The organism is Dethiosulfovibrio russensis (genome assembly GCF_021568855.1).
In the GTDB taxonomy this organism is placed as follows: Bacteria; Synergistota; Synergistia; order Synergistales; family Dethiosulfovibrionaceae; genus Dethiosulfovibrio; species Dethiosulfovibrio russensis.
The window spans coordinates 1-25,042 of the sequence record NZ_JAKGUG010000016.1; the positions used below are offsets into that span (position 1 = coordinate 1).

Sequence of the window (25,042 nt, forward strand, 5' to 3'; positions counted from 1 at the left end):
ATTATGTCCCCTCTCTTTCTGAGACCTATGATACAGCAGCCTGTTCTTCACCTTAACCTAGCAACTTACTCGGTGGTCCATTTTTCCGGGTCCACTATACATCCTCCGTAAAATCATCCCACCTAGAACCTCCGCCACCCTGACGTATTTTCGAGCGGGGCTCTATCAAGACAATCTTACGAAGAGGCTGTGTTTTTAGACATACTCTTAATCCCGTAAAAAGCGAGGGGGATTCCCCTCGCTTTTTTTTCGTATCTAGGGGTTATACTATACCGTAGTGATTTTCACTCCTACACTATTAAGGAGGGTTTTAAATGAGCTCTTTCGACACGTCCGTACTCTACGAAGATGGTAACCACCGATACCTCCACCTAGGCTGGGAGGAAAAAGAAGAGAAAAGCATCGTCCAGACCAACCAGTACATGATAATCCACAACGGCGAGGTCGTTCTGATGGATCCCGGCGGAGCCCACGTGTTTCCCAGAGTCCTGGCCAACGTGGCGGAGATAGTGGACATCGGTTCGGTGAGCCAGATATTCTACTCCCATCAGGACCCCGACGTATCCTCCGGAATAACCCTGTGGCTCTCCATAGCGGAAAAAGCCAAGGCCCATATCTCGGAACTCTGGACAAGGTTCCTACCCCACTTCGGCATCTACGAGACGAGCCGGATAGTAGCCATACCGGACAGAGGAGGCAATATTACGTTGAAGGACGGAACGAAGCTGCCCTGCATCCCAGCCCACTTCCTCCACTCAACCGGTCAGTTTTCCCTCTACGACCCCACGTCGAGGATACTCTTCTCCGGAGACATAGGCGCGGCGGTGTTCCCCGAGGGAAAAAGGTACCCCGCAGTGGAGAACTTCGACGACCACCTCAAGTACATGGAGGGATTCCACAAACGCTATATGGCCTCCAACTCGGCCTGCCGCCGCTGGGTCGACGCGGTCTCCAAACTGAAGGTGGACGCCATCGCCCCTCAACACGGAGCGGTTATAAAGGGCGACGACGTGGACAGATTCTTGAACTGGTTCGGGAACCTGAAATGCGGTGTCGACATCATGGATCAGCTCTTCCGATAGGGAGGCCCCGGTATGGACAAAAGGGAAAGAGAGCTGATAGCCAGACTGTCGTCGGCCTACTTCGGGAACACTCTGATGAACTCCTTCATGGACCAGCTGGACGAGGCACTGGTAAGACGGGTCAACAACGTCCAGGGAGAGCTTTCCGACATATCCAACGACTTTCAGAAGCTCGATACCATGCTGGCCGACACAGTGGAGGAATTTCATAAAAGCAGCACTCACGCCAGGGAGAACGTCGAGTCGATAGGCAAGATGAACCAGGAACTGGAGGAGGAACTTCACCGTTCCGGCACGGACATAGAGAACATGAGCTCCGACGTGAACAAGACGGTTGAGACCACCTACGAGACCTTAAACGGTTTCCTGGAGGTGGAGAAGATATCCGAGGAGATCACCAGGATAGCGAAACAGACCAACCTGCTGGCCCTCAACGCCTCCATAGAGGCGGCCAGAGCGGGGGAACACGGCAGGGGATTCAGCGTCGTAGCAGAGGAGGTCCAGAAGCTGTCGGTCCAGACCAAGGAGGCGTCGGACAAGATAACCGACAGGGTCTCCGAGATTTCCGGATCGGTCAAAGACGCCATGGACAACGTACGCCGGGTAAGCGAGATGTTCGACGTGGTGAGAAACTCTCTGTCCAGCTTTATGTCCTTCCTGGAGGAAAACAGGTCCTTCATGGACGACATCACAGTGATGCTGGACGGATCGGGAGAGAAGATGTCCGAGGGATCCAGGGAGATAGCCCACTCCGTGGGGGTGATGAAAGAGGCCATAGACCGCTTCGACGCCATGGCGGCCATAATATCCTCCATAGTCAGGGCCCAGAAGAACCTTCAGGACCTTCGGCTCTGACCATGGTCAAGAATAAGCTCATATTTTTGCTTGCCCTGGCATCGCTCTTATTCTCATTTTCCCATAAAGCCTCGGCAATCGACTACGCCCTGCCTCTGGCTCCGCCGGAGAGACATTCTCCAAGGCAGACCATGGCTTCCTTCGCCACCAACATAAACATGGCATACAGATTGATCAAAGAGGCAAACAAAGAGAACGACGCCGCAGAAGCCGTCTTCTTCAACACCCCGGGAGCACTGGCGAAAGCGGAAGAAGCCTCTATATACTTCAAGAAGGCGATAGAATGCCTGGACCTGAGGGACACGCCCAGTGTCTACAGAAACAAGATAGGAAGCGAAAGAGCCCTTCAACTGAAAGAGATAATGGACCGGGTGCCAATTCCGGCCTCGAGGGATATACCCGGAACGAGCGACCTCATAACCGACGAAGGACATATGGAAACATGGAGAATCCCTGGGACGGAGATAAGGCTTAGACGTCTGGACTCGGGAGAGGAAAAAGGATACTACCTTTTCTCTTCCGAAAGCCTCAAGGAAATATCCGACTTCTACGAGGCGGTACAGAACATGCCATACAGAGACGACCCTCTGTCCACCCCGGGATTTTGGGATTGGTACAACGACTCTCCGGGACATCTCCTCCCTCCGAGATGGGCTTTCCTGCTCCCCAAGTGGTCCATGGTAACGGTGGAAAGCAACACCATATGGCAGTGGATGGCCCTGTTTATCCTCATAGGGATAACCCTATTGGCGATATCTTTGGCCATGGGCTTCTTCAGAAACAAGTCTCTCAAAAACGAATCGGACTTCAAAAAAGGGGTTTTGAAGCTCTGCTTTACCGTGACCTCCATAGCCATAGCCGCAGCCAGCCGTTACCTGATAAAAGACGTCATAAACCTAAGCGGATCGGTGGCGTTGCTGTTCTCAGTAGGAACTCTGAGCGCTTTCATCTGGATTTTCGGAGCGTGGACCCTGTTCGGAGCGTGTTCTCTCGTAGCCGACATAGTGATAATGTCTCCCAAAGTAGATCCTAACAGCGTGGACGCCAGCCTTCTTCGAACCGTATCCCGATTGATCGGTATCTTCGCCGCCCTATCTCTGTTGACCTACGGGGCATCCCAGCTGGGCATACCTCTGGCATCGGTCATCACCGGACTGGGAGTCGCCGGTTTGGCTATATCCCTGGCGGCCAAGCCGACCATAGAGAACATCATAGGAGGAATCTCTCTCTTCGCGGACAAACCGGTCAAGGTGGGAGATTTCTGTCAGTTCGGGGATAACAGCGGAACGGTGGTAGAGATAGGCATAAGATCAACCAGGCTGAGGCTGGTCGACAGGACCATTCTGTCAGTACCTAACGCCGACTTTTCCCAGCTCCACATGATGAATCTTAGCCGTAGAGATAGGCTGCTGTTCGAGACCACCGTAGGGTTGAGATACGAGACCTCCATGGACCAGCTACGATGGACTATAACGAAGATAAAGGAGATGCTTCTGTCCCATCCCAAGGTACACCACGGCGCACCGGTGAGGGTTCGCTTCTCCGGATTCGGCGCCTATTCGCTCGACGTAGTCGTCAGAGCCTTTATACAGACCAGAGACTGGGAGACATTTTTGGCTATCAAGGAAGACCTTCTCTTCCGAATGGCGGAGATAGTCGACTCCTCCGGATCGGGATTCGCCTTCCCCTCCAACACCGCCTATCTTGCGGAGGATACCCCTCCTGACAAGGATAGAGGAGCTCGAGCGGAAAAGGAGGTAGAGGAATGGAGGAAATCGGGGAAGCTCCCTTTCCCCAATCCGTCTCCTGACCTCATGAAAGAAATCAGGAACTCCTTGGACTACCCTCCTCGAGGGTCTTTCGAGGCCGACCGCGATTGAGTTTGTCCAGGGAGATGGCCCAGTACAGCTGGCTCATCTCCCTGAAGTCTCTGACATCGACATGGAAAATGGAAGCCAGCTTCTCCAGCCTGTAGTTCACGGTAGAGCGATGGAGGTGCAGAGACCGGGACGCTTCGGCCACGTTGAAACCGCTCTCACACCATGCCGTCAGGGTATCGCGCAGTTCCTCCGTGTCACCTCTTCCCTCCAGAGGCGACAGCTCCCTCTCGGACATGGACTCCGTCAACGAACGGGGAGAAAAGAACAAAAGCTCCTCCACCCTGTAGTCCTTTATCGGATAGAAACGGACGCCCGGAGCCACCTTTCTGCCGATCCTGAGAGCCAGCCGAGCCTCCCTACATGATCGGGCAAGCTCCTCTATACCCATGGCTCCGCTGCCTATCCCCACTGCCGACTCTATCCCCATGGACGAAAGAGACTTCCTGACTCCATTCCAGATCTCGCCGATCCTTTCCGACAAACCCGCCCCAAGTTTCCCCGACAGAGGGAGAAAGACCACGTAGAGATCCATCTTCATGGCGGCCATGAGGCTCCTGGGACCTCCCATGGCGTCTCTAAGACGGGCCAACACGGGATCCCTGTAGACTCCTCCTCCGTTGGAATCCCTCGACCTGACGGTCTCCACCGACAAGGCGACGTATTCGGAGGAGCGATCGTATCCGAAATGCTCCGCCCTGTTCAGAAGCAGCTCCGGATCGCTGACCTTGGAGTTCAGCAGAAAAACGTCGGAGACCAACGCCTGGAGATTTCTCTCCCTCTCCATTACCTCCCTCTGCATGATCCTCTCCCTGAGATAGAGCTCGGCCTGACGCTTCACCACCAGGGCGAAGGGGGTGACCTTTTCGGGATCACCGGTTATCGCCACGGTGCCTATTACCCGGCCGTCGGGCCCGACCATGGGATAGGTAACCCCCGGCCTGGTCCCTCTGAGCCTCTGGGAGACCTCCTCGGTATCCACGCTTCCCCTCCCCGTCTCGGCGGCTATCCTGGACGACTCGTTCAGGGTTCCGAAACCTCTGTCGGGGTCGCTGCAACCGATTATCACTCCCTTCACGTCGGTGATAAGGACATCGTAACCTATGACCTCCGAGATGGACTTGGCAAGCTCCTGAGCTATAGGTTCCAGCAAAACGATCGCTCCTTTCGTCAAAATGACGGAAGACGCCCTGTATATAGGGCGTTAGTTGATTCAAAATACCGAAGTCTTTTCGACAGAGGAAAGATAGAATGGGGCTAAGATACAGAATATCTCGTTCCCTAAGGAGGAACTCGTCGTGAGACACGGTGTGATGTTATCCGCTCTGGCCGGCGCGCTAATGCCAGCTTTGATCCTGGCGGGCCCAGTCATATCCCTTTTCGGAATCGCCGTTTTCGGCATGGTGGCCGCCATAGGCTCGAAAGATCTTCGAAGCACCCTGGCAGGCTGTCTGATTCTATCCCTCTCCGGGATTCTCGTGATGTACAGCCCGGTGTTCGTGGAGGAGATGGCCTCTCAGGCCTCGTCCCTCTACCTGGGAGGGCTGGTATTCTTCTCCTCCGGATCCTTCGGAGCCATGAGAACCCTTTTCAGGATAGAATCCCGGGAGATCCACGACGCCGATATCAACGTTCCCTTCGATACGTCCCTGGAGAACCTACACCAGGTAGCCTAGGGACGTCGGCGCCCCTCGCCGTATATATCGTCTCAATATATTCTCTGCCGCAAGAGGCCCTGTGCATATGCACAGGGCCTCTTGCGTATAAAATCAGAAAGACACCTTATCCCTACCGGCATCCTTGGCCCTGTAGAGAGCCTCGTCCGCTAGGGCGATTAGACCGTCCATAGTCATTCCCTGCCGATATTCGGCCAATCCCATGGAAACGGTAAGCTCCACCTGATCGTCGTCCAGTTTGAGGGGGCGATCTCCGATCCTCTCCCTGATTCGATCGAGTATCCTATACCCCTCCTGCAACGAGGCCCCGGGAAGTATCATAACGAACTCCTCTCCTCCGTAGCGCCCCACCACATCGTAAGGTCTGAGCTCCCGGCAGAGGATCTTCGCTATAAAACGGAGAACACGGTCTCCCGCCAGGTGGCCGTAGGTATCGTTTACCCTCTTGAAGTGATCCAGGTCCAACAACCCCAGACTAAGAGAGGTCCTCTCTCGATCCGACCTGGCCATCTCCCCTGAGAGTCTCTCGAACAGAGCGTGACGATTAAGGAGTTTGGTCAGCTGATCGTGGTTGGCGAAAAATGCCAGTTTCTCCTGAAGCTCCAGAATCCTCTTTGCCACTGAAAGCCTCATCCTCAACTCCTGGGAATCGAATGGCTTGACCACGTAATCGTCGGCCCCGGCCTCAAGACCTCTTATTACGTCCTCCTTTTCGCTCTGCACGGTCAAGAGGACTATATACTGATATTTTCCGTTCATCCGGTTTCTCTCCCGAACGAGACGACATATCTCCGTCCCCTCCAGTCCCGGCATAAGCCAGTCTATTACCGCCAAATAGGGGGCTTCCTCACCGGAGAGGACCTTCCAGGCCTCCTCTCCGTCGGAGACCACTACCGGATCGTATCCCCATTTTTTCAGCAACGATTCCAACATCACCCTGGTGGTCATGTCGTCCTCGGCTACCAGAATCCTCATAGCTCTTCACCCCCGCAGAAAAAATTCTCGAAATCCTCCATCTCAAGGACAAGCTCATCCATAAGATCGTTCAACAGCTCTCCATCCTCCGATTCCGCCGCCGTCTGGATCCTACCGCCTACGATCTTCAACCCCCAGGCCCCTGCTCCGGCCGCCGCCCCCTTCAAGGCATGTCCGTCCATTCGGACCTTACGAAAATCCCTATCCTCGACGGAGGTCCTTATTTTCTCCGCTATTTTAGCCAGGTCGCTCCTAAAGGTCTTCACCACCAGCTTCGCTATGACCCTATCGCCGCCCATTCGCTCCACCAGACCGGTCATATCGAGAATGTATCTGCCCGGAAGGGGGTCACCAGGTTCTGCCGGCTCCACGTCTCTCAAAGATTCGGCCAGATCCTCTCGGGTTACCGGCTTCGGAAGATACCCGGACATTCCCTCCGCCAGATACCTCTCTCTGTCTTCCTTCATGACGTTTGCGGTGAGGGCTATTACTGGAATATCCCGGTCCAGGACAGGACCTCCTCTTTCCCTTATGATCGCCGTCGCCTCCAGGCCGTCCATCCCGGGCATCTGTATATCCATAAACACCCCGTCGAAGTGCCTCTCGGAAAGGGCCCTGATCGCCTCCCTGCCGGAGGAGACCGCAGTCACATAGTGCCCCATATCCCTGAGCATAGCCTCTATAACCACCCTGTTTGTGTTGCTATCCTCCACGACCAGGAGAGATAGAGGACGGAGAGGGCCTCTCTCTACATCCTCTTCGACGTAAGCCACAGGTGGCTCGCAAAGATCCATCTCTACGTCTAGGGAAAAAGTCGACCCCCTGCCCCTTTCGCTCTCGACGGAGAAATCCCCGCCCATAGCTCTCACGATCTTACGTGAGATGGCAAGCCCCAAGCCGGTACCGCCGTATTTTCTGCTCGTCGATCCGTCAGCCTGGGAGAACGGCTTGAAAAGCCTCGGAACGGCCTCCTTCGAGATCCCTATTCCGGTATCGGACACGGAAAAAGACAGAGTCAACTTATCCCCGTAGGATGGGAGGCTTTTAACCGTAAGGGAGACTCGTCCTGAGGACGTGAACTTGACGGCGTTGCCCAGAAGGTTGGACAAGACCTGCCTCAGCCTGATGGGATCTCCAGTTATCCAACGAGGTATATCCTTGGAAAGATCCAAGCTGAAGTCCAGCCCCTTCCGTTTTGCCTCGGAACGATAGGAGCCCTCCAACGCCTCCAGAAGCTCGAAAAGATCGAAGGGAGCCTCGTCCAGATCGAGAAACCCCGCCCCCATCTTGGACAGATCCAGAATATCGTTTATCAGTGCCAGAAGGGCGTGTCCCTCGTCTTTTATCACGTCCAGAGCCCGGTCCATCTCGGCGGGAGACTTTCCTCTGACTATCGCGGCGGTGCCGAGAATAGCGTTGAGAGGAGTTCTTATCTCGTGGCTGACGTTTGCCAGAAAACGGTCCTTCGCCTGATTAGCCTCGGCGAGCTGGGCCTCCGACTCCTGAAGTCGAGATACCTTGCCTCTGAGCTCGTCGTTCAGATCGTTGATCATCCTGTATAGCCTGCTATTCTTTATCACCCCGGCGGCAGCCCCGAGAACGACCGTTACGAAGGCCAGGGATATGTCCATTACCCGCCCCGGATCTCCCTCTATACAGGCCATCATGATACCCAACGGCTCGTCCTGGGCTGTCAGAGAGTGTATAAGCAGAGGAGTTCCATCCGAGGAAGTCATCATCATGGGCTTATTCCTGCCTAAGGCCCAGGCCACTGTGCCGTCCTCCACCAGAATGGTCCGTTCCGACTCGAAGAAATCGGCCGATTCTGGAGGATCACACCACTCACGGGAAAAGTCCAATCCATCCTCGGATATCAGGAAAAAGGCGATCTCGCCGACGTCTATCAGCGAACGGATTCTGGAGGCCACGCTCTCGAGCACGTCGGATACATCGCCGGATTGACCAAGGGTAACCGGGACGTTCAGAGAATCCACCGCATCGTCCAACACCCGGCGAGCTCTCTCCCTTTCCGAATTAATCAGCGAAATTCGCTCCTCCAGCTCTCTTATCCTCTCTTCCATGATCCCACCTCAGGCGATGAAAAATATTCGAAGTATCTCTTCGATCTGCCTCTCCGCCTGATCGAAGACGGAGCGGAGCTCCTCCTTGTGTATCCCGGTCAACTCCCACAGTTCCTCGTCCAGAGTAGGAAGATAAAAGGTTCCGCTCGAGCCTATCTTCATGGCGTTGGCCATCCAATCGGCGATCCACAGAAGGGAGGTCTCCTCTGGATTCTCCGACGACAGTGGCTCGTGGTGCCACGAAGCCATACCGAGGATAGGTTCCGGTATCCGCCAACTCTCGAGAAGTCGGAAAGTGACCTGACCGTGGTCGAAGCCTACGAGCCTTCTCTCCACCTCCGCCAATGGAAGACGGAAAAAGCGCGATACCCCCAGACCATGGGACATATGGGAGGGAAACCTTACGTAAAGTATGGCTCGACCGACGTCATGGAGCAATCCGGCCAGGAAGAAGTGGTCGTCTCTGCGGATCTTCCTTCGACTCGCCAACACCCTGGCCAGAACGCCACAGGTAACAGAGTGTTTCCAGAAAGACCTCATATCCACGTAGGACGACGGAATGTGATCGAAGGCGCTCATGGTGGAGACAGCCAAGGCCAGAGAGGACAGCTCCTTTATGCCCACTATGGCGACTGCCCTGGAGATGGACCTTATAGGGGTGGGGAAACCGTAGAAAGCGCTGTTCACGAGTCTAAGCAGTCGGAGAGACAGGTTGGGGTCGGTGCCCACGACTCTGGCTATGGACGTCGCAGAGCTGACCGGAGACTGAATCACCTCCCGGATTTTAAAGTATATGTCCGGCAGAGAACCCAGAGGGACGTCCCCCCCGATTATCTCGGAAAGACGAGGCTTATCGACAGGAAGCCCCTCCCTGGACGGAAGCTCCTCCGGCCTTCTATGATCGGTCATATCGGAAAGCCCGTCCGAATCCTCCTCTTCTATCAGCCGGGCGCACCTCTCCCTGCACAGATGAAAAATCTCCGAGCAGGGCCCGCCATCTTGATGGGAGGGAAAGAAGCTTCGAACTATGGAGTCGCTTCTGTCCATGGTCTCCATAAGAGATCTCTCATTGGAGAGAAGCTCTTCCTGATCCAGTCCCTCCACGTCGGCAAAGGCTATTCCCCAGACCTTCATCATCGATATATGCTTTTCCGAGAGGGACGTTCCCCGGCCCAGGATCTTTCGACCAGCCGGGGTCGAGAGATCGTCGGCCAATATCATCCCCTCGGAGAGACGGGAGGTGCTGACCAAACCCATCGGCTCACTCCTCTCAGGTTAAGCTCGATCTAAAGAAATTATACTTGAAAAAGCAGGTCGGGGACACCGTTGAAGGACATCCCCGACCTGCTGAACTCTCCGGTTAAAACGATTTTTCCGTCATTTCTCTCTAATGGCCAGAGACGACGTCTCGGATATCTTGAATCGATCCACCTCCCTCTGAAGCTTCTCGGCCATCTCCGCCAGAGACTCGGATCCGATCGCTACCTGTTCTGCCACGGAGGAAACGTCTTTCATCTGTTCCCTTATGCCGCCGGTCGACTCGGAGACGTCGTTGGTCTTCTCCGCCATGTCCTGAACGGCGGAGGATATCTCCTGACTGGACGCTGCCTGCTCCTCCGAGACCGCCGCCATATCCTGGGCCGCCGCCTCGATGTTCGCCAGAGACTGAAGGATATTTCCTATGAATACCTCTGCACCCTCGGCGTCCTGCCTGGCACTGGTAGCCTGACCTTCATTGGCCTCCACAAGAGTTATGACCGCCTGAAGATCTCCGGCTATCTCCTTGGCGAGATCGGATATCTTGGCCGCCGAATTATTGCTCTCCTCGGCCAGCTTTCTGACCTCCTCCGCCACCACGGCGAAGCCCCTGCCGTGCTCACCTGCCCTGGCTGCCTCTATGGCGGCGTTCAAGGCCAGAAGATTCGTCTGATCCGCAATTGAACCGATATCGGTCACGAAGGACTGTATCTGCTGGGCTCTGCTTCCCAGATCCTTGACCTTCTCCATCGAACTTCTCGATTCGTCCGCGACCTTTATGACCGCCCTGACCGCCTTTCTAACCGACTCCAGGCCGTCCTCGCCGGAGTGACGGGCCTCTCCGACCTGTTCGGCCACATCGCTGCTCTTTCTGGCCGCGGCCTGAGATCCGGCGGCGACCTCTTGGACACTGGCGTTTATCTCCTCCGCTCCTGCGGCGAGACCTCCCACCATATCGCCGGTATGATCCACATTGGAATAGACCTCCTCGACTGTGGAATTCGCCTCTTCGGCGGTGGCGGAAAAAGTCTGGGCATGACCGGATAAGTCGCAGGACATACCTTTTATGTCCTGCATGGAGGACTCCACAGCGTCGAACAAACCGTTGAGAGCCACCAAGATGGACGAGATCTCGTCACGACCGACGACCTTGCCTCTGTGACTGAGGTCCTTCTCCTCTCCGACCTTCTTGATATTCCTGACCATGGAGCCGATCGGCCTGGATATGGAAAGGACGACCAACGACGCCAGTGCCAGAGAGAACAAGGCCGTAAAGACTATGACCATCACCACGGTCCTCTTGGAAGAGGAAGTCTCATCCAGGATGTTCTCGAAAACTCTATCCATGCTGTCCGAGGCCATCACGACGAGCTCCTTTACCTCCTTGTCGAGTCTGACGGTCAGGTTTACTCCCGAAGAGGCTATCGCCATGACTGATTCTCTGGACTCTCCCCTGTCGATCACGTCTATCAGCGAATCCAACATGATCACCCACTCTTCCGAGGCCTCTACCGCCTCCTCGTATTCCTTCCTTGCACCATCCGACATGGGGATCTCTCCCAGTTGACCAAGAGCGTCGGTCATGGCGGCCTTGCCCTCCGATATTCCCTCTCCGAAGCCCTTACGCTTGCCCCCGTCGGTGGCGTTCAATGCCCTGTATAGATTGACGATGGCCTGGTTCATGCCGTCGGAGACCCTGTAGGCAGTCACAGCCCCCATGGCGCCTACCTTGTGGAGCCTCTCCGTCAAGGAGCAAGTGTTCTCCACCACCCCCACAAGATAGACCGAGGTCAAGACGGAAAACAGCAGCATTACCCCGACCAAGGCGAAAAGTCGTGCCCTTATCGAAACGTGTCTGAGTAGATTCACACCAACTCACTCCTCTCAAACGAAACTGCGATATATAAATAAGCTTCCCCAGGTTCAATTTACAGCAAGGACGTCAAAGAAACGCACAATCCGAGGAAAAAAACGTAAAATTTTTTTGACGCAGGATGGATTTATATGGCATAGTCGAGGAAATCTCGTTCATATCGGACAAGGAGAAAACCATGATATTCATACGACTATTCGGTTCCCCCTCGATAACCAGGGACGGAACCCCTCTGACCTTCCCCTTCAAAAAGGTGGAGGCTCTGGCATATCTGCTGACATCGCCGGGACGTCACGATCGCCGCAGACTGGCCCACTTGCTGTGGCCCGACAAAGACGAGGAACGTTCGCTGAAGAACCTCCGAAACGCCCTCTACAGGCTCCGAGTCACCCTGCCGAAAAATGCCGTGCTATCCAAGGAGGGACGAGTCTTTCTTTCTCCGGACGGGGTGAAAACCGAGCTGGAGTTCATGGAGAACCTCTCATCCCTCCCTGAGAGGGACCTAAGACGTATGGGACAGCCTTTCCTGGACGGATTTTCACTGGACGACGGAGAGGAATTCAACCGTTGGACGCAGGAACGAAGGGATACGCTCAGGAAGAGGTACTTGGACGAGGTCATATCGGAAGCGCAAAAAGCGGGAGAGAAAGGAGACGACGCAAGAGCCACGTCGTTGCTACAGAACGCCTTGAGTGCCGCTCCATGGGACGAGGAAATCGCCAGGGAACTCATGAAATCGCTGAAAAGAAAGGGAAACCTCCCCAAGGTGGTCGCCACCTATACGGAGTTTTCCAAAACCCTGAGGGACGAGATGGGGCTGGATCCCTCTCCCGCCACGGTAGACCTTTACAGATCGATATTCAGGACAATGGACGTGCCCTCGGAAGAGACCGACGAAAGATATCATATAGAGCTGCCCCGTTCGGACAGGGACCTGTTGGAGACTCTCTCCGTCTTCGGAACGGCCACCTCTCTCGAGGATCTAGAGGCCTGCTCAAACCAAAACGGCAAGAACCTGGAGGAGAGCGCCCTCAGACTGGAGGAGAAGGGCCTTATATCCCTCAGCCGTTCATCTAAGAGCGCTCTGGCTTTACGGATAAACTCCAGTCAGCTCGAGCGATCACTCTACGAAAGCATAAGCCCGTTCAAGAGAGCCCTGATTCACAGGAAGATACTGAAGCTGAAGACCCCCTGTAGCATATGGACCTTTTCGCCTCCAGAGGATTGCAGAAACCTGATACGTCATTCCGACAACGGCGGTTCTCTGGAGGACAGGATCTCGACGAGGATAAGATATCTCCGGCTGCTCTCCATAGGCCTATGTCAGGGATATCCGCCCATAGCCGACCCCATACTGATAAAACTGGAGGAAGACGGCGTATCCCACTCGGACATAGACGACCTGACCATATCGATTCGAGATCTGCTTGGGCGGCTGGAGACAGGCTACGGGGGAGACCGAATCCCCCAGCAGCGTAGGATGTTCACATGCCTGTCCGGCTTCCACTCCGTATGGAAGGGGCTCATAGACCAGGGTAAAGCGGAGCTGGAACTGGCCCTCGAAAAAAGCGTCGAGGCAGAAGATCACGAAACGGCATCGGAGGCCCTCTGCGGACTGTGTCTCATGGCTATAAGGCTGAGCGACCGACGAGCCATCGGCGACTACAGCGAAATGCTCTTGCAAAAAGGCAAAGATAACCCTCTGACCAGAGCCCTCTGTTACAGACTTCAGGGGGAAAACGCCAACGGAAAGGATCCCCAGAAGGCCATCGACCTCACAGAGAGGGCCATGGCCGAGATAGAGAACCTACGGGCATCGGGATTCGGATATACCGCTATGGAGGCCATGGTATGGGGAGGTATGTCCGCCATGGCCATGGAGACCGGCGAGTTCGGAGAATCGGAGAGGTGCCTAAGAAAGGGGCTCAGCCGCCTTATAGGAGGCGGGATAAGACACGGAAGGTGGATCTTTCACTCCGCCCTGGCCTACATCGCCTGGAAAAAATCGGATGTAAAGTCCATGTCGGACGAGGCAGCCAAGGCCAAAGAAAGCGTCGACGAAGTAATATACGGAGACCTGGGAATTCTGTACAACGGCATACAGGCCCTGGCCGCTGCCGCAGGGGGTCAGAGCCGAGAAGAGGTGAACTGCCACATCGGCAGGGCCCGCTTTTCCGCATCCTGGCTTAACGGGGAAAACCGGACCGTTCAGTTTCTCAAAGAGGTGGAAAAGAAGCTGAAAAGCTAGTCACCGACATATAAGGCGATGACCTCGAAAAGTCATCGCCTTATAGACAAACCTGTCAGTCTACCACCTTGTAGGTAAACTCCACGATGGTTTTCTTGCCCATCCCTGAGGGGAGAAAGATAATGTCGTCGCCGAAACCTATCTGATCGTTCTCTCGGATGTTGTTGATGTAGTTGATCATCTCCATCTCCATCTCTTCCCTGTCCCCGTAATTTCGGACTATATTTCTGGAGATAACATGATTCTCCGTTATAGGAACATGAACCTGCATCATCATCTGGAATCCTTTTATCGACATGGGACCCTCTCCTTTCATCGAAAGAAAAATCTCGTGGCTACGATCACGAAGGGGGCTAACAGTATAGCCGTTATGGCCACAGTCAGGACAAGCCTTTTTCTATCGTGCCGTACCGTCTCTTTTCGCTCCCGAACCCTATCCTCCAGGGCTCCCTTTCGGACCGGATTTCCCCACATATCCGGATCGGGGGATATGAGTTTTCCCACAGCTCCGGTCTCCTTTCAAAAAAATGGTCTACCTATATTATACTATCGACGTATTCGGAATGTCCCCAAAGGGGCATATTTCTTTTTTCGCATCGAAAGGACGGGATCTCATGAAAGACCTGGTAGACAGATTTATAGGATACGCCAAGATCCACACCACATCGGACGAGAGCTCCTCCAGCTGCCCCAGCACATCCTGCCAGCTGGATCTAGCCAGGCTCCTGGTGAAGGAGATGACGGAGTTAGGCCTGGAGGATCCGAAGATGGACGACAACGGATACGTAACCGCCACCCTGCCTGCGACGGCGAAGGGGCCGACCATCGGTTTCATAGCCCACATGGACACCGCCCCCGACATGTCCGGCGAAAACGTATCGCCGAGGATAGTGAAAAACTACGACGGTAAAGACATCGTCCTCGACGAGGCGGGAGAGGTCGTGCTGTCCCCCTTCGACTTTCCCTGTCTAAACGACTACATAGGACAGGACCTAATAGTAGCGAACGGCGCCACCCTTCTGGGGGCCGACGACAAGGCCGGGGTAGCCGAGATAATGACGGCCGTGGCCTATTTGAAGGATCACCCCGAGATACCTCACGGCAGAATCAGAATAGGCTTCACCCCCGACGAGGAGATAGGCAGGGGAGCCGACCTGTTCGACGTCGAGGGCTTCGGGGCGGACTGGGCCTACACGGTGGACGGGGGCCCGGTGGGACAGATGGAGTACGAGAACTTCAACGCAGCTTCCGCCACGATCCGCATAAGGGGACGTAACGTCCACCCCGGCACGGCCAAGGACCAGATGATCAACTCGATCCATATAGGAACCCGGCTGGCCGGTCTGATGCCGATCTCGGAGGTTCCGGAGAAGACCAAGGGCTACCAGGGATTCATCCACCTTCACACCTTCGACGGTACAGTCGAGGAGACCACCCTCAAGTTCATCATAAGGGATCACGACAAAAAACTCTTCGAGGAAAAACAGGAAACGGTTCGAAGAGCGGTGGACCAGATCAACCGGGAGTTCGGAGACAGGGCGACCCTGGAGCTCAAGGAGCAGTACCTGAACATGAGGGAACACATAGAGGACAGAATGGATATAGTCGAACTGGCCAAGTCCGCCATGGAGGAGGTTGGCGTAACCCCCATGGTGGAGCCGATCAGAGGAGGCACCGACGGCGCCAGGCTGTCCTACATGGGCCTGCCCTGCCCCAACCTTTTTACAGGAGGACACAACTTCCACGGAAAGTACGAGTTCATACCGATACCCTCCATGGAGAAAGCCGTCGACGCGATAGTAGCCATAGCCAAGCTAGCGGTCTCCAGGTAGAGAGACATGGAAAGGAGACACGATCTGGATAGACTATCCATAGGAAAAATGGCCGAGATAAACGGCGTATCGGTCCAGGCCCTGCGGCTCTACGATAAAATGGACCTCCTAAAACCCCAGTTCGTGGACTCGAACCGCTACCGTTACTACAGCATAAAGCAGTCCGCCAGGCTCGACATGATCCAAAACCTGCAAATTCTAGGTATGTCTTTAAAACAGATCAAAGAACAGCTGGACAAACAGGATGTATCGGTCATACAGGAGCTTCTTGAACTTCAGAGATCCCACTTGGACGATCAGATACGCCAGCTTGAGACTACCAGAAAATCGGTCGATCGTACCCTGGTGAACTACAGACGTTACAACGAAGCCCCTAAAGACGGTACCATCTTCACCGAGTTCATGGGGAAAAGGAAAATATACCGTTACGATATAGGCATAAATTTCTACGACTTCGGAATAGAGACCTACGAATATATTCTGAGGGAGCTCAAAAACCACATATCCCTTAACTCCCTGCCCATGGCCTACTTCTGCAACGTAGGCACCATAATCAGGGAGGATAGGCTCAGGAGGAGGGAATTCGTCTCCACCGAGGTATTTATCTTCGTCGACGACGACTTCGCCTCCTCCCCCAGGGTGGAAACGCTCCCATCCAAGACTTACCTCTGCATATCCTGCGATAACTTCCACAAGGAGAGGAAATATGCGGAAAGACTCTTGGCCCACGCCGATACAAACGGCTACGCCATAGGAGGAGATTACGTCTGCGAGGTGATAACAGACCTCCCCGTATTCGTGGACAACGAGAGAGGAATGTTCATCAAACTACAGATCCCTTTGGAATTCTGAAACAAATCGCTTGACTCTATACCATGTATAGACTCTATATTCGGGACAGATAGTTCAAACTATCACATATATCCCGGGAGGTGTCTCACATGGAAAGGAAGTTGCGGATAGCTCAGTTCGGCTGCGGAAAGATGTCTGCCTACACCATGAGGTACGTTTACGAGAAAGGCGGAGAGATCGTGGCCGCCTTCGACATGAACCCAGCCGTTATCGGCAAGGACATCGGCGAGATAATCGGCACGGGGAAAAAGGGCGTAAAGGTCTTACCCGCCTCGGAGGCGGACGCTACTTTGGGATCGATCAAACCCGATGCCTGCATAGTCACCACCATGAGCCTTATGAAAGATCTGAACGACCCCTTCATGATATGCGCAAAGAACGGGATCAACGCCATAAGCACCTGCGAGGAGGCGTTCTATCCTTGGAACTCTTCCTGTAAGATAACCGAGGAAATCGACGACCTCGCCAGGGAAAAAGGCTGCACCATATGCGGAGCCGGCTATCAGGACGTCTTCTGGGGCAATTTAATAGCCACCCTGGCAGGAGCCACCCACACGATAAAGAAAATAAAAGGCAAGTCGAGCTACAACGTCGAGGACTACGGAATAGCCCTCGCTCAGGTACACGGAGCGGGATTAGACCTCGAGACCTTCGCCGAGGAGATCGCGGCGGCAGACGACATCTCCGACGAGGAACGCAAGGCACTTATAGAAAAGGGAGAATTCCTACCCTCCTATATGTGGAACGTCAACGGTTGGCTCTGTGACAAGCTCGGCTTAACCGTGGTATCCCAGACCCAGAAATGCATCCCCCAGACCCATTCGGAGGAACTGCACTCCACCACGCTGGACATGACCATACCGGCAGGACACGCCACGGGAATGTCCGCACTGGTGACCACCGAGACCAAGGAAGGCATAACCGTCGAGACCGAGTGCATCGGCAAGGTTTACGCCCCGGACGAGTTCGACTGCAACGACTGGATAATCTACGGCGAGCCGGACACCCAGGTGATGATAAACCGCCCCGCAACGGTGGAGCTGACCTGCGCCACCATAGTCAACAGGATTCCGGACATCATAAATGCTCCGGCAGGCTACGTCACCACCGACCGTATGCCGAACAACTCGTACAGAATAAGACCGCTCAACGAATACGTCAGCTGAACAACAACGAGGCCCTTCGAGTTTTTCGAAGGGCCTCGGCTGTTAGATCGTTATTTCACCGCATCCAAGTTCAGGGAATATCGATTCTCCCCGGCCTGAGCGATCAGCTTGAGCTCCGTAAGACGCTTTACGTCCCTTCTGGCGGTCTGTTTGGTGACCTTTCGATAAAGCAGAGAGAAAGGCCTTTCGCCCATGAGGTCGTTCAAGGAGAAGTCCCGTAGGTCGTCGAGCAGAAGGGACAAAAGCTCGAACTGTCTGACCGTGATCTCCCTCTGGGCTTTCAGCTGAGCTAGGTGCTCTCTGAAGACGAGTTTTTTTATCAGATCCGTTATCCTATCCTTGATATCCATCAACGACTCGGTGACTCCGTCCAGACAAAACTTCAAAAAAGGGGTTACGTCCTTCCCCTTGAGCTTTATCGTCTCGGAGAAAGCGAAATAGTAGCCGTCGATATTCCGATAGTAATAATTGGACAACATCTTAGGCACATAACGAACGTTCGCCGCCTGAAGTATGATCGCCTCTATAAGCCGGGCGGTCCTGCCGTTGCCGTCGAAAAACGGATGGATCAGCGAAAAATGATAATGTGCCAATATAGCCCGAACGAAAGGCCCCTTCGAGGTAAGCTCCTCGCTGTTGACCCACTCGACGTACTCCCTCATCAGGTCCTCTATATCCTTCAATATACGAGGGGGCCTGTAAACTCCGCCGTGATACTTGTCTCCGACCTCAGTATAACCTACGGTCTCGTTGCGATATCTGCCGGGCTCGTTGAACTGGTGGGGAACCCCTGAGGTAACTATACGATGCAGCTCTCTGATCAGAGACTCCTCCAGGATAAAGGGGTCCTTCTCCGGTTTGATCTTCGATAGAACTTCATAGGCTTTGACGAGGTTCCGAATTTCGATCTCGCTTTTATGGACCACGTCGGAAACGTCGTCGTTCTCCATTATCCCGATGACATCTTCCTGAGAGAGAGGATTACCCTCTATGGCGGCGGTGCCGAAGATGGACTGCCGAACAAGCTCCGTCTCTAATTGAGACACCTTCCGAGGCAAAATCGGAAGGTCCGCCACCGTCTTGTTGAGGATCGCCGCAACAGCCAACGAAGGGGACAGGAGCTCCTTGTCATACTCTTCGCTGAAGTAGAAAAGCCCGGACTTACAGGTCAGATATCTTCTCATTCCTGCCCCCTCCCTTGATACGAAAAATGTAACACATATATTCAGCTACAGCAAGGGTTTAAGGGGTATAGATCTCTTCTAAATGATAGCCCTTTAGATCACTCTTTTTCCAGAAGATGCAACGTGTCGGGGCGCAGAGAAACCCGGATCGACTCGCCGGGACGAAAGAGCTCGCCGGTTATGGGGTTGACCTGATGCACAGTCAGGGCCTTCAGGTCGGGACACTCCACCTCGTACTCCACCAGATTTCCAAGAAAAGTGGTCCTGACCACTTCGCAGGGAAAATGTCCCTCCTCTCGGGAAAGGACCACCGCCTCGGGACGGGCCACCACCTGCCGCACCTCTCCGATCTCGAGAGAGGATGTCTCCATAGGGAAAGTCTTCCCTCCCAGAAGAATCCCCCCGTCGGAAACCGTCCCCTCCAGAAAGTTGGCCTTGCCTATGAAATCGGCTACGAAGCGGTTTCTCGGCCTTGCGTACAGATCCACGGGAGAGCCTATCTGCTCGATCCGTCCGTCCTTCATCACCACGACCCTATCGGAGATGCTCATCGCCTCCGCCTGGTCGTGGGTAACATAGACCGACGTTATCCCCAAGGTCTTCTGAAGCCTTCGAATCTCTATCCTCATCTGTTCCCTCAGCTTGGCGTCCAGGTTGGACAAAGGCTCGTCGAACAGCAGCAGCTCCGGCTCCATCACTATGGCTCGGGCAAGGGCCACCCTCTGCTGCTGTCCCCCCGAGAGCTGGGAAGGCTGACGGTTCTCAAGGCCCCGGAGGCCGACCAAATCTACCACCCTCTCCATCTTGGCCTTTATCTCCTTATGGCTCAGCCTCTTGAGTTTCAGGCCGAAGGCGATGTTCTCGAAAACGTTAAGATGGGGAAAAATGGCGTAGGACTGGAACACCAGCGTGGCGTTTCTCCTGTTGGGGGCCACGTCGTTCATCCTCTTATCGCCGAAATATATATCTCCCTTCGTCGGGTCCTCGAAACCGGCTATCATGCGAAGCAGGGTCGTCTTGCCGCAGCCGCTGGGACCCAACAGGGTAACCAGCTCGCCGTCCTCCACAGAAAGATCGACCTGATCCACAGCCCGGACCTTGGAGGCGCCGTCGTAACCGTCGAATTCCTTGATGACTCCCGAAATGCGAAGCTCCATAACACTAACCCTCCCGAACCTGAATGGCCGAGGCTCCGCCGGTACGTCCCGGCACGAGTCGACCTATGACCGCAACAGCGATCAGAACGATACAGACCAATATGACGCTGAAAGCCGCCGCGACCCCGAGCCTTCCGGACCCCACCTGACTGAGGATCTGCACCGTCAGAAGGTTCCAGTTGGCCGACACGAGAAAGATAGCGGCGCTGATCGCGGTCATGGCCCTGACGAAGGCGAATACCAGCCCGGAGAAAAACGCAGGGGCTATGAGGGGCAGCGTCACCTTGCGGAAAGTCGTCAGACCGTCGGCCCCCAGATTTCTGGAAGCCTCCTCTATTGACGGATCTATCTGTCGAAGCACCGCCACGCCGGACTGAATCCCCACCGGAATATAGCGAAACACGAAGTTCAGCACCAGAATGCTCAAGGTCCCTATCAGCACCATAGGAGGCCTGTTGAAGGCCAGTATATAGCCTATGCCCACCACAGTACCGGGCACGGCGAAATTCAAGATGGAGCCGAACTCCAGCGTCCCCTTGCCCGGGAAGGACAGACGAACCACCATGAAGGCTATCAACATACCCAGTATCCCCGATATCGGAGTGGACAACAGAGCGACGATCAAGGTGTCCTTTATCGTATCCCCTCCCACCTGGAAAGCGTAGGTCAGATGGTCCAATGTCGGGGTGAAATCGTATCCCCACACCTTGGTGAAGGCCCCCACGGCGATAACCCCGTAGAAAAGCGCCACGGAAAGGGCGAACAACCCCAGAACGCCTCGGAGCAAAACTCCGGCCCCTGGACCTACGAGCTTCGACGTGGAATTCACCGGTTTTCCAGTAACGGTGGTGTATTGTCTTTTCCTCAGGAAATAACGCTGTATCAGGAAAGCCGTCACCGACGGAAGCAGCAACACCACCGCCAGAGCCGCTCCCAGAGGCAGGTTGAACGACCCGGTTATCTCCAGATATGCCTGGGTGGCCAGCATGGGGAAACGGCTGCCCGCCAGCACCAGAGGATTTCCGAAATCCGCCAGAGACTCTATGAACACCACGAGAAAGGCGCTGGCTATGCCAGGCAGACTTAGAGGCAGAGTGACCCTTAGGAAAGTTTGCCAGCGGGACGCCCCCACGTTCATGGCTGCGTCCTCCAAGGTGGGGTTCAGCGACTCCAAAACCCCTCTGAGGGTCAGATAGGCCACGGGAGCGAAGGTGAACACCTGCGATATCAGCACTCCCTTGAAACCGTAGATGGAATAGTGCCTTATTCCAAGCAGCCCCCTCGTGATGAGGCCGTTGGAGCCGAACAGCATCAGCACCGACAGAGCGCTGGTAAAAGGAGGCGCTATTATCGGAAGTATGAATATCAAATGCAAGATCTTCTTCCAACGTATATTGGTCCTCACCATCGTCAAAGCGGCCACATAACCTACGGCAACCCCTGTGATACCGGTAAGAGCTCCCACCTGAAGGCTGTTTTTAAGGGCGTTTCTGAGATAGGCGAACTGGCCGAAACGAAGGTAATTTTCCAGAGAAAAACCGCCTCCGTCTCCCTGAAAACTCTTCAACAACACCATCCCCAGAGGGTATATGACAAATAAAGCCAGGGCGACCCCGACGGCTAGCACCAGAAGAGCGACCACAGGGTCCCTCCAGAGCAGACGAAGCTCTCTAATACCTCGTCGCAAGATACCACTTCCCTCCAAATCAAAAGCCCGGGGAGAGCTCCCCGGGCGAACTATACGAAAGAGGACTCGGGGAAAACTACTGTCCCAGCACCTCGGTGACCCAGCGTTCCACTATGCGCTTTTTGTCCTTGGCGGCCTTTTCCCTGTCGTAATCGATAAGGGTGATCTCCGAAAGGACAGGAACTCCCTCGCCGGCCGACACGTCGGAACGGACCGGGAAAAAGTAGGTCTTGGCGGCGCTGAGGGAACTCTGACCCTTCTTGGAAATTATCCAGTCCACCAGAGCCTCGGCCTCGTCCAGATTCTTGGCTCCCTTCACTATGGAAAGGGCGGCGGCCTCGTAGCCGACTCCCTCGGCGGGGAATATCACCTTGGACGGATACCCCTGGTCGACCAGCTTGAGGAAAGCCGGGGTGAACTGTATGGCGATGTCAGTCTCCCCTATGGCCAGGTTCTTGCTGGGACCGGTTCCGCTCTGGGTATAGGTCTGGATGTTGGGATTGAGCTTCTTCATGTAGTCGAAGGCCCCGTCCTCTCCTAAAACGGTCATGAGGGTCTGTACCATGGCGTAGGCCGTCCCGGAAGACTGGGGAGAGGGCATCTGGATCATCCCTTTGTATTCGGCCTTGGTGAGGTCGGCCCAGGATTCGGGAACGGGTATTCCCTGATCCTTCAGCTCCTCGTCCAATACGCCGAATCCCAGAGGATTCATGTAGAAGGCGTACCAATAGCCCTCCGAATCCTTGAAATTATCGGCCAAGACCTCTGCCTCGGAAGACACATAGGGACGGGTCAGACCTCTGGTCTTTGCAACTATGTGGTTCTCGTTGGGAGCCCCGAACCACACGTCCGCCTGAGGGTTGGCCTTCTCCGCCTCGATGCGGCTGAGAGCCGGACCGGAGGACAGAAAAACCATATTGACCTTTATCCCCGTATCCTCGGTGAAGGCTTTCAGAATGTTGGTGGCGTTCTCCTCGTCTACGCTGGAATAGACCACCAGAGAGCGGTCTTCCGCCATGGCTCCAGCTATGAAAACGAAGGAGAAAAGGGCGACGAGCATCGTCGCCAGGAACCTGGAACATCTGGACATGGATGTTGCACCTCCTAAGGTATTTGTTCTCGAAAGATCGGAACGAGAAAACTATACCACGTAACGTCTTCGTCACAAAGAGGTAGCCGTCAGAGGGAAATCAGATCAACATAACGGAAAAAATCTCGTCGGGATTCTTGGGATTACGATTCAGAATAAGATCGCTAAACCCGAGTTTCTCAAACAGCTCGTCCTTCAAAAAGGCATCGGCGATCTTGAAGACCATCTGGGAGGGGTTTTTCGGTTTTATTATCCTGATATCCGAAACGAAAAGAGAGGTCGTTGGAGTCTCATGGTTGGGCATAAGTTTTTTTTCCTCGCCGACCAGGACTGGGACCTCCGAATCTGGAGTAAAGGCACCCTGAGCCTCTCGCTCCTTTAATTGCTCGTATAAAGATGAAATGGACTCCACCTTCTTGAGAAGCTCGTCCATCCTCTTATCCAGAGAATCGGTAGTCCAAGCCGCGTCTTCGGCGCTCATAACCGAGAGCTTGGATTGATCCGTAAAGTCCTCGAAGGACAGCTTTTCGTCGCACTCATCGTAAAGACAGGTCAGGCTTTCCAGATCACCGGTCACCTTGACCCCGTAATCGGTGTCGTCGTAGGATAGCCCAGCTAGATAACATGGACAGCTACCTAAAAAATCCGCAGAGAAGGTTCCGTCTCCGTTATCCGTAAAAGGACCGGCATCGGTGCCGTCGGCGATCCGACCTCTTTCTCTATCTATAACCGCCATACAGGAGGCCTCGTATCTATCTATCTCCGCCAGATACCCCTCCTCTATCGTCTTCTTGGATAATTGGCCGCATTCCTTGAGCCCCATTCTATAGATCCTTCTGAAAAGGTCCGCCTGAAGCGAGGACATCTCAGCCTGAAGGGTCAACCTGTCCTCCTTGGAGATAGAACTATCCTCGGCCAACTTCGAGATCGACCTCATTCTTTCCATGGTGTCGCCCACATCCTGGACGGACATGGCGATCAAAGCCACGGTATCGTTGTCCCTAAGCCCCTTCACAGCCTCGGACCAATCCCGCCCCTCAACTCTCGACTGAACGTCGCTGAGCCCCGATCCCAGCTCGGAGATCTCAACCCGATCCACATCGGGAAGCAAAACGTTATTCCGGTTATGAGTAACAGGTGTCCACTTGTAACAGGTGAAATCAGCCATTTTGGAACCGTCTATATGCATGACTCAACCTCCCAGCCCTATCAAGGGTAATAAATTTCGCCTGGACGATACGCCTAGGGCACTACATGATATTTTATATCCTCCAGCCCGAGGAGACAAAAAAAGGGAAGCTTTTCCCTGTAAAGCAACATTGGTAGCTGAACAGAGACAACGGACCCTGTAATACGTATTGACACGTGTTGAACTTGCATCTATGATAATAGCGTCTCGGAGGTGAGGGATTGGGAAAATTCTACAGCCAGAGGGATCTCATCAAGATAGCAAGACAAAGGGGCTGGCAAATAGACGAAACTAGAGGCAAGGGAAGTCATGTTTTAGCTATGAAACCAGGAGAACGTCCTTTTCCAATACCGCGAAAGATAAAACCTGGACTCCTGTCGAAGATAAAGAAAAGACTTGATATCGAAGATTGAGAAGACTGCTTCTCGTTAGGAGGGATGTCATGAATAAAGTACCTTACTACACCTATCCGGCCGTGTTTTATCCCGACGGTGACGGATGGTCCGTAGAGTTCCCCGATCTCGAAAACTGCTTCACCTCCGCCGACTCTCTAGAGGAGGCGTTGATTGAGGCCCAATCGATTCTCGAAGATTGCATGTATTTCAGGGAGGTTCAGAAGGACGAGATTCCTGAGCCTACTGACGTGGATACCATCGTTCCCCCCGAGGGAGGTCTCGTTCAAAGGGTGGTAGCCGATATGGGGCCAACCAGAAGAGCATGGAGCAAAAAGTCCGTCAAGAAAACCTTGACCGTACCTTCCTGGATGGAGGAGGAGCTCAAAAAGCACGAAGACATCAACGTTTCGTTTATTCTACAGGAAGCGATCAAAAAAGAGCTAAACATAAAAGAGCCATCGCTATAGAACGCGACCAGCCCCGACCATCGGAAGATGATCGGGGCTGGTAGTTGAAAAAAAGGAAAAGACTCTTGGCAGCGACCTACTCTCCCACGAAGCGAATCG

22 protein-coding genes are annotated in these 25,042 nt (G+C 54.3%); 10 read left to right on the top strand and 12 right to left on the bottom strand.

The window, feature by feature from the left end; genetic code table 11:
* Positions 1-314 precede the first annotated feature (314 nt).
* Genes L2W48_RS12400 through L2W48_RS12410 form a run of 3 tightly spaced genes read left to right on the top strand, consistent with a single transcriptional unit; the run spans position 315 to position 3,817 of the window.
* A complete protein-coding gene (locus L2W48_RS12400) occupies positions 315-1,082 on the top strand; it encodes an oxygen-binding di-iron domain-containing protein (RefSeq protein WP_236100392.1) in 768 nt (255 codons plus the stop codon).
* 12 nt (positions 1,083-1,094) lie between these two features.
* Entirely contained in the window at positions 1,095-1,937 is an 843-nt protein-coding gene (locus L2W48_RS12405) for a methyl-accepting chemotaxis protein (RefSeq protein ID WP_236100391.1), read from the top strand.
* A 2-nt stretch (positions 1,938-1,939) separates the two neighbouring features.
* Entirely contained in the window at positions 1,940-3,817 is a 1,878-nt protein-coding gene (locus L2W48_RS12410) for a mechanosensitive ion channel family protein (protein WP_236100390.1), read from the top strand.
* Here L2W48_RS12410 and L2W48_RS12415 read toward each other — a convergent pair.
* Entirely contained in the window at positions 3,762-4,967 is a 1,206-nt protein-coding gene (locus L2W48_RS12415) for a CdaR family transcriptional regulator (protein ID WP_236100389.1), read from the bottom strand. The two genes, L2W48_RS12410 and L2W48_RS12415, sit on opposite strands and share 56 nt — an antisense overlap.
* A gap of 145 nt (positions 4,968-5,112) precedes the next feature.
* Between L2W48_RS12415 and L2W48_RS12420 the strand changes: the two genes are divergently transcribed.
* Positions 5,113-5,490 (top strand): hypothetical protein, encoded by a 378-nt coding sequence (locus tag L2W48_RS12420; protein ID WP_236100388.1) that lies wholly within the window; start codon positions 5,113-5,115, stop codon positions 5,488-5,490.
* A gap of 93 nt (positions 5,491-5,583) precedes the next feature.
* Here the strand turns inward: L2W48_RS12420 and L2W48_RS12425 are convergent, their stop codons facing one another.
* The 4 genes from L2W48_RS12425 to L2W48_RS12440 all read right to left on the bottom strand — a co-directional run bounded on the left by L2W48_RS12425 (position 5,584) and on the right by L2W48_RS12440 (position 11,672).
* Positions 5,584-6,465, bottom strand: a complete 882-nt coding sequence (locus tag L2W48_RS12425; protein WP_236100386.1) for a GGDEF domain-containing response regulator — start codon at positions 6,463-6,465, stop codon at positions 5,584-5,586.
* Positions 6,462-8,546: an ATP-binding protein gene (locus L2W48_RS12430; RefSeq protein ID WP_236100384.1), complete on the bottom strand. Its 2,085-nt coding sequence runs from the start codon at positions 8,544-8,546 to the stop codon at positions 6,462-6,464. The genes L2W48_RS12425 and L2W48_RS12430 overlap by 4 nt, the downstream gene beginning before the upstream one ends.
* Before the next feature lie 9 nt (positions 8,547-8,555).
* Positions 8,556-9,803 (bottom strand): HDOD domain-containing protein, encoded by a 1,248-nt coding sequence (locus tag L2W48_RS12435; protein WP_236100383.1) that lies wholly within the window; start codon positions 9,801-9,803, stop codon positions 8,556-8,558.
* 120 nt (positions 9,804-9,923) lie between these two features.
* Complete coding sequence (locus L2W48_RS12440) at positions 9,924-11,672, bottom strand: methyl-accepting chemotaxis protein (protein ID WP_236100382.1); 1,749 nt, start codon at positions 11,670-11,672, stop codon at positions 9,924-9,926.
* A gap of 125 nt (positions 11,673-11,797) precedes the next feature.
* Between L2W48_RS12440 and L2W48_RS12445 the strand changes: the two genes are divergently transcribed.
* On the top strand, positions 11,798-13,924 hold the full coding sequence (locus L2W48_RS12445) for an AfsR/SARP family transcriptional regulator (protein ID WP_236100380.1): 2,127 nt from the start codon (positions 11,798-11,800) through the stop codon (positions 13,922-13,924).
* 55 nt (positions 13,925-13,979) lie between these two features.
* Here L2W48_RS12445 and L2W48_RS12450 read toward each other — a convergent pair whose 3' ends face one another.
* Positions 13,980-14,222 (bottom strand): hypothetical protein, encoded by a 243-nt coding sequence (locus L2W48_RS12450; protein ID WP_005659737.1) that lies wholly within the window; start codon positions 14,220-14,222, stop codon positions 13,980-13,982.
* Positions 14,223-14,236: 14 nt separating this feature from the next.
* Positions 14,237-14,428 carry a hypothetical protein gene (locus L2W48_RS12455; RefSeq protein ID WP_236100379.1) on the bottom strand — a complete coding sequence of 64 codons (192 nt, stop codon included), beginning with the start codon at positions 14,426-14,428 and terminating at the stop codon, positions 14,237-14,239.
* A gap of 110 nt (positions 14,429-14,538) precedes the next feature.
* Between L2W48_RS12455 and pepT the strand changes: the two genes are divergently transcribed.
* The 3 genes from pepT (at position 14,539) to L2W48_RS12470 (ending at position 17,774) form a co-directional block, all read left to right on the top strand.
* On the top strand, positions 14,539-15,756 hold the full coding sequence (gene pepT / locus L2W48_RS12460; RefSeq protein ID WP_236100377.1) for a peptidase T: 1,218 nt from the start codon (positions 14,539-14,541) through the stop codon (positions 15,754-15,756).
* A 6-nt stretch (positions 15,757-15,762) separates the two neighbouring features.
* Positions 15,763-16,608, top strand: a complete 846-nt coding sequence (locus L2W48_RS12465; RefSeq protein ID WP_236100376.1) for a MerR family transcriptional regulator — start codon at positions 15,763-15,765, stop codon at positions 16,606-16,608.
* Positions 16,609-16,697: 89 nt separating this feature from the next.
* Positions 16,698-17,774, top strand: a complete 1,077-nt coding sequence (locus L2W48_RS12470; RefSeq protein ID WP_236100375.1) for an NAD(P)H-dependent amine dehydrogenase family protein — start codon at positions 16,698-16,700, stop codon at positions 17,772-17,774.
* 50 nt (positions 17,775-17,824) lie between these two features.
* Here the strand turns inward: L2W48_RS12470 and L2W48_RS12475 are convergent, their stop codons facing one another.
* The 5 genes from L2W48_RS12475 to L2W48_RS12495 form a co-directional block, all read right to left on the bottom strand.
* Complete coding sequence (locus tag L2W48_RS12475) at positions 17,825-18,958, bottom strand: Fic family protein (RefSeq protein WP_236100374.1); 1,134 nt, start codon at positions 18,956-18,958, stop codon at positions 17,825-17,827.
* A gap of 98 nt (positions 18,959-19,056) precedes the next feature.
* Positions 19,057-20,115, bottom strand: coding sequence for an ABC transporter ATP-binding protein (locus L2W48_RS12480; protein ID WP_236100373.1), 1,059 nt, complete (start codon positions 20,113-20,115; stop codon positions 19,057-19,059).
* A 4-nt stretch (positions 20,116-20,119) separates the two neighbouring features.
* Positions 20,120-21,802 (bottom strand): ABC transporter permease, encoded by a 1,683-nt coding sequence (locus L2W48_RS12485; RefSeq protein WP_236100372.1) that lies wholly within the window; start codon positions 21,800-21,802, stop codon positions 20,120-20,122.
* A gap of 76 nt (positions 21,803-21,878) precedes the next feature.
* Positions 21,879-22,892: an ABC transporter substrate-binding protein gene (locus tag L2W48_RS12490; protein ID WP_236100371.1), complete on the bottom strand. Its 1,014-nt coding sequence runs from the start codon at positions 22,890-22,892 to the stop codon at positions 21,879-21,881.
* 100 nt (positions 22,893-22,992) lie between these two features.
* Positions 22,993-24,081: a hypothetical protein gene (locus tag L2W48_RS12495; protein WP_236100370.1), complete on the bottom strand. Its 1,089-nt coding sequence runs from the start codon at positions 24,079-24,081 to the stop codon at positions 22,993-22,995.
* 221 nt (positions 24,082-24,302) lie between these two features.
* Between L2W48_RS12495 and L2W48_RS12500 the strand changes: the two genes are divergently transcribed.
* Positions 24,303-24,494: a type II toxin-antitoxin system HicA family toxin gene (locus tag L2W48_RS12500; RefSeq protein ID WP_005659749.1), complete on the top strand. Its 192-nt coding sequence runs from the start codon at positions 24,303-24,305 to the stop codon at positions 24,492-24,494.
* Between the two features lie 29 nt (positions 24,495-24,523).
* Entirely contained in the window at positions 24,524-24,943 is a 420-nt protein-coding gene (locus tag L2W48_RS12505; RefSeq protein WP_005659751.1) for a type II toxin-antitoxin system HicB family antitoxin, read from the top strand.
* Positions 24,944-25,042: the final 99 nt, after the last annotated feature.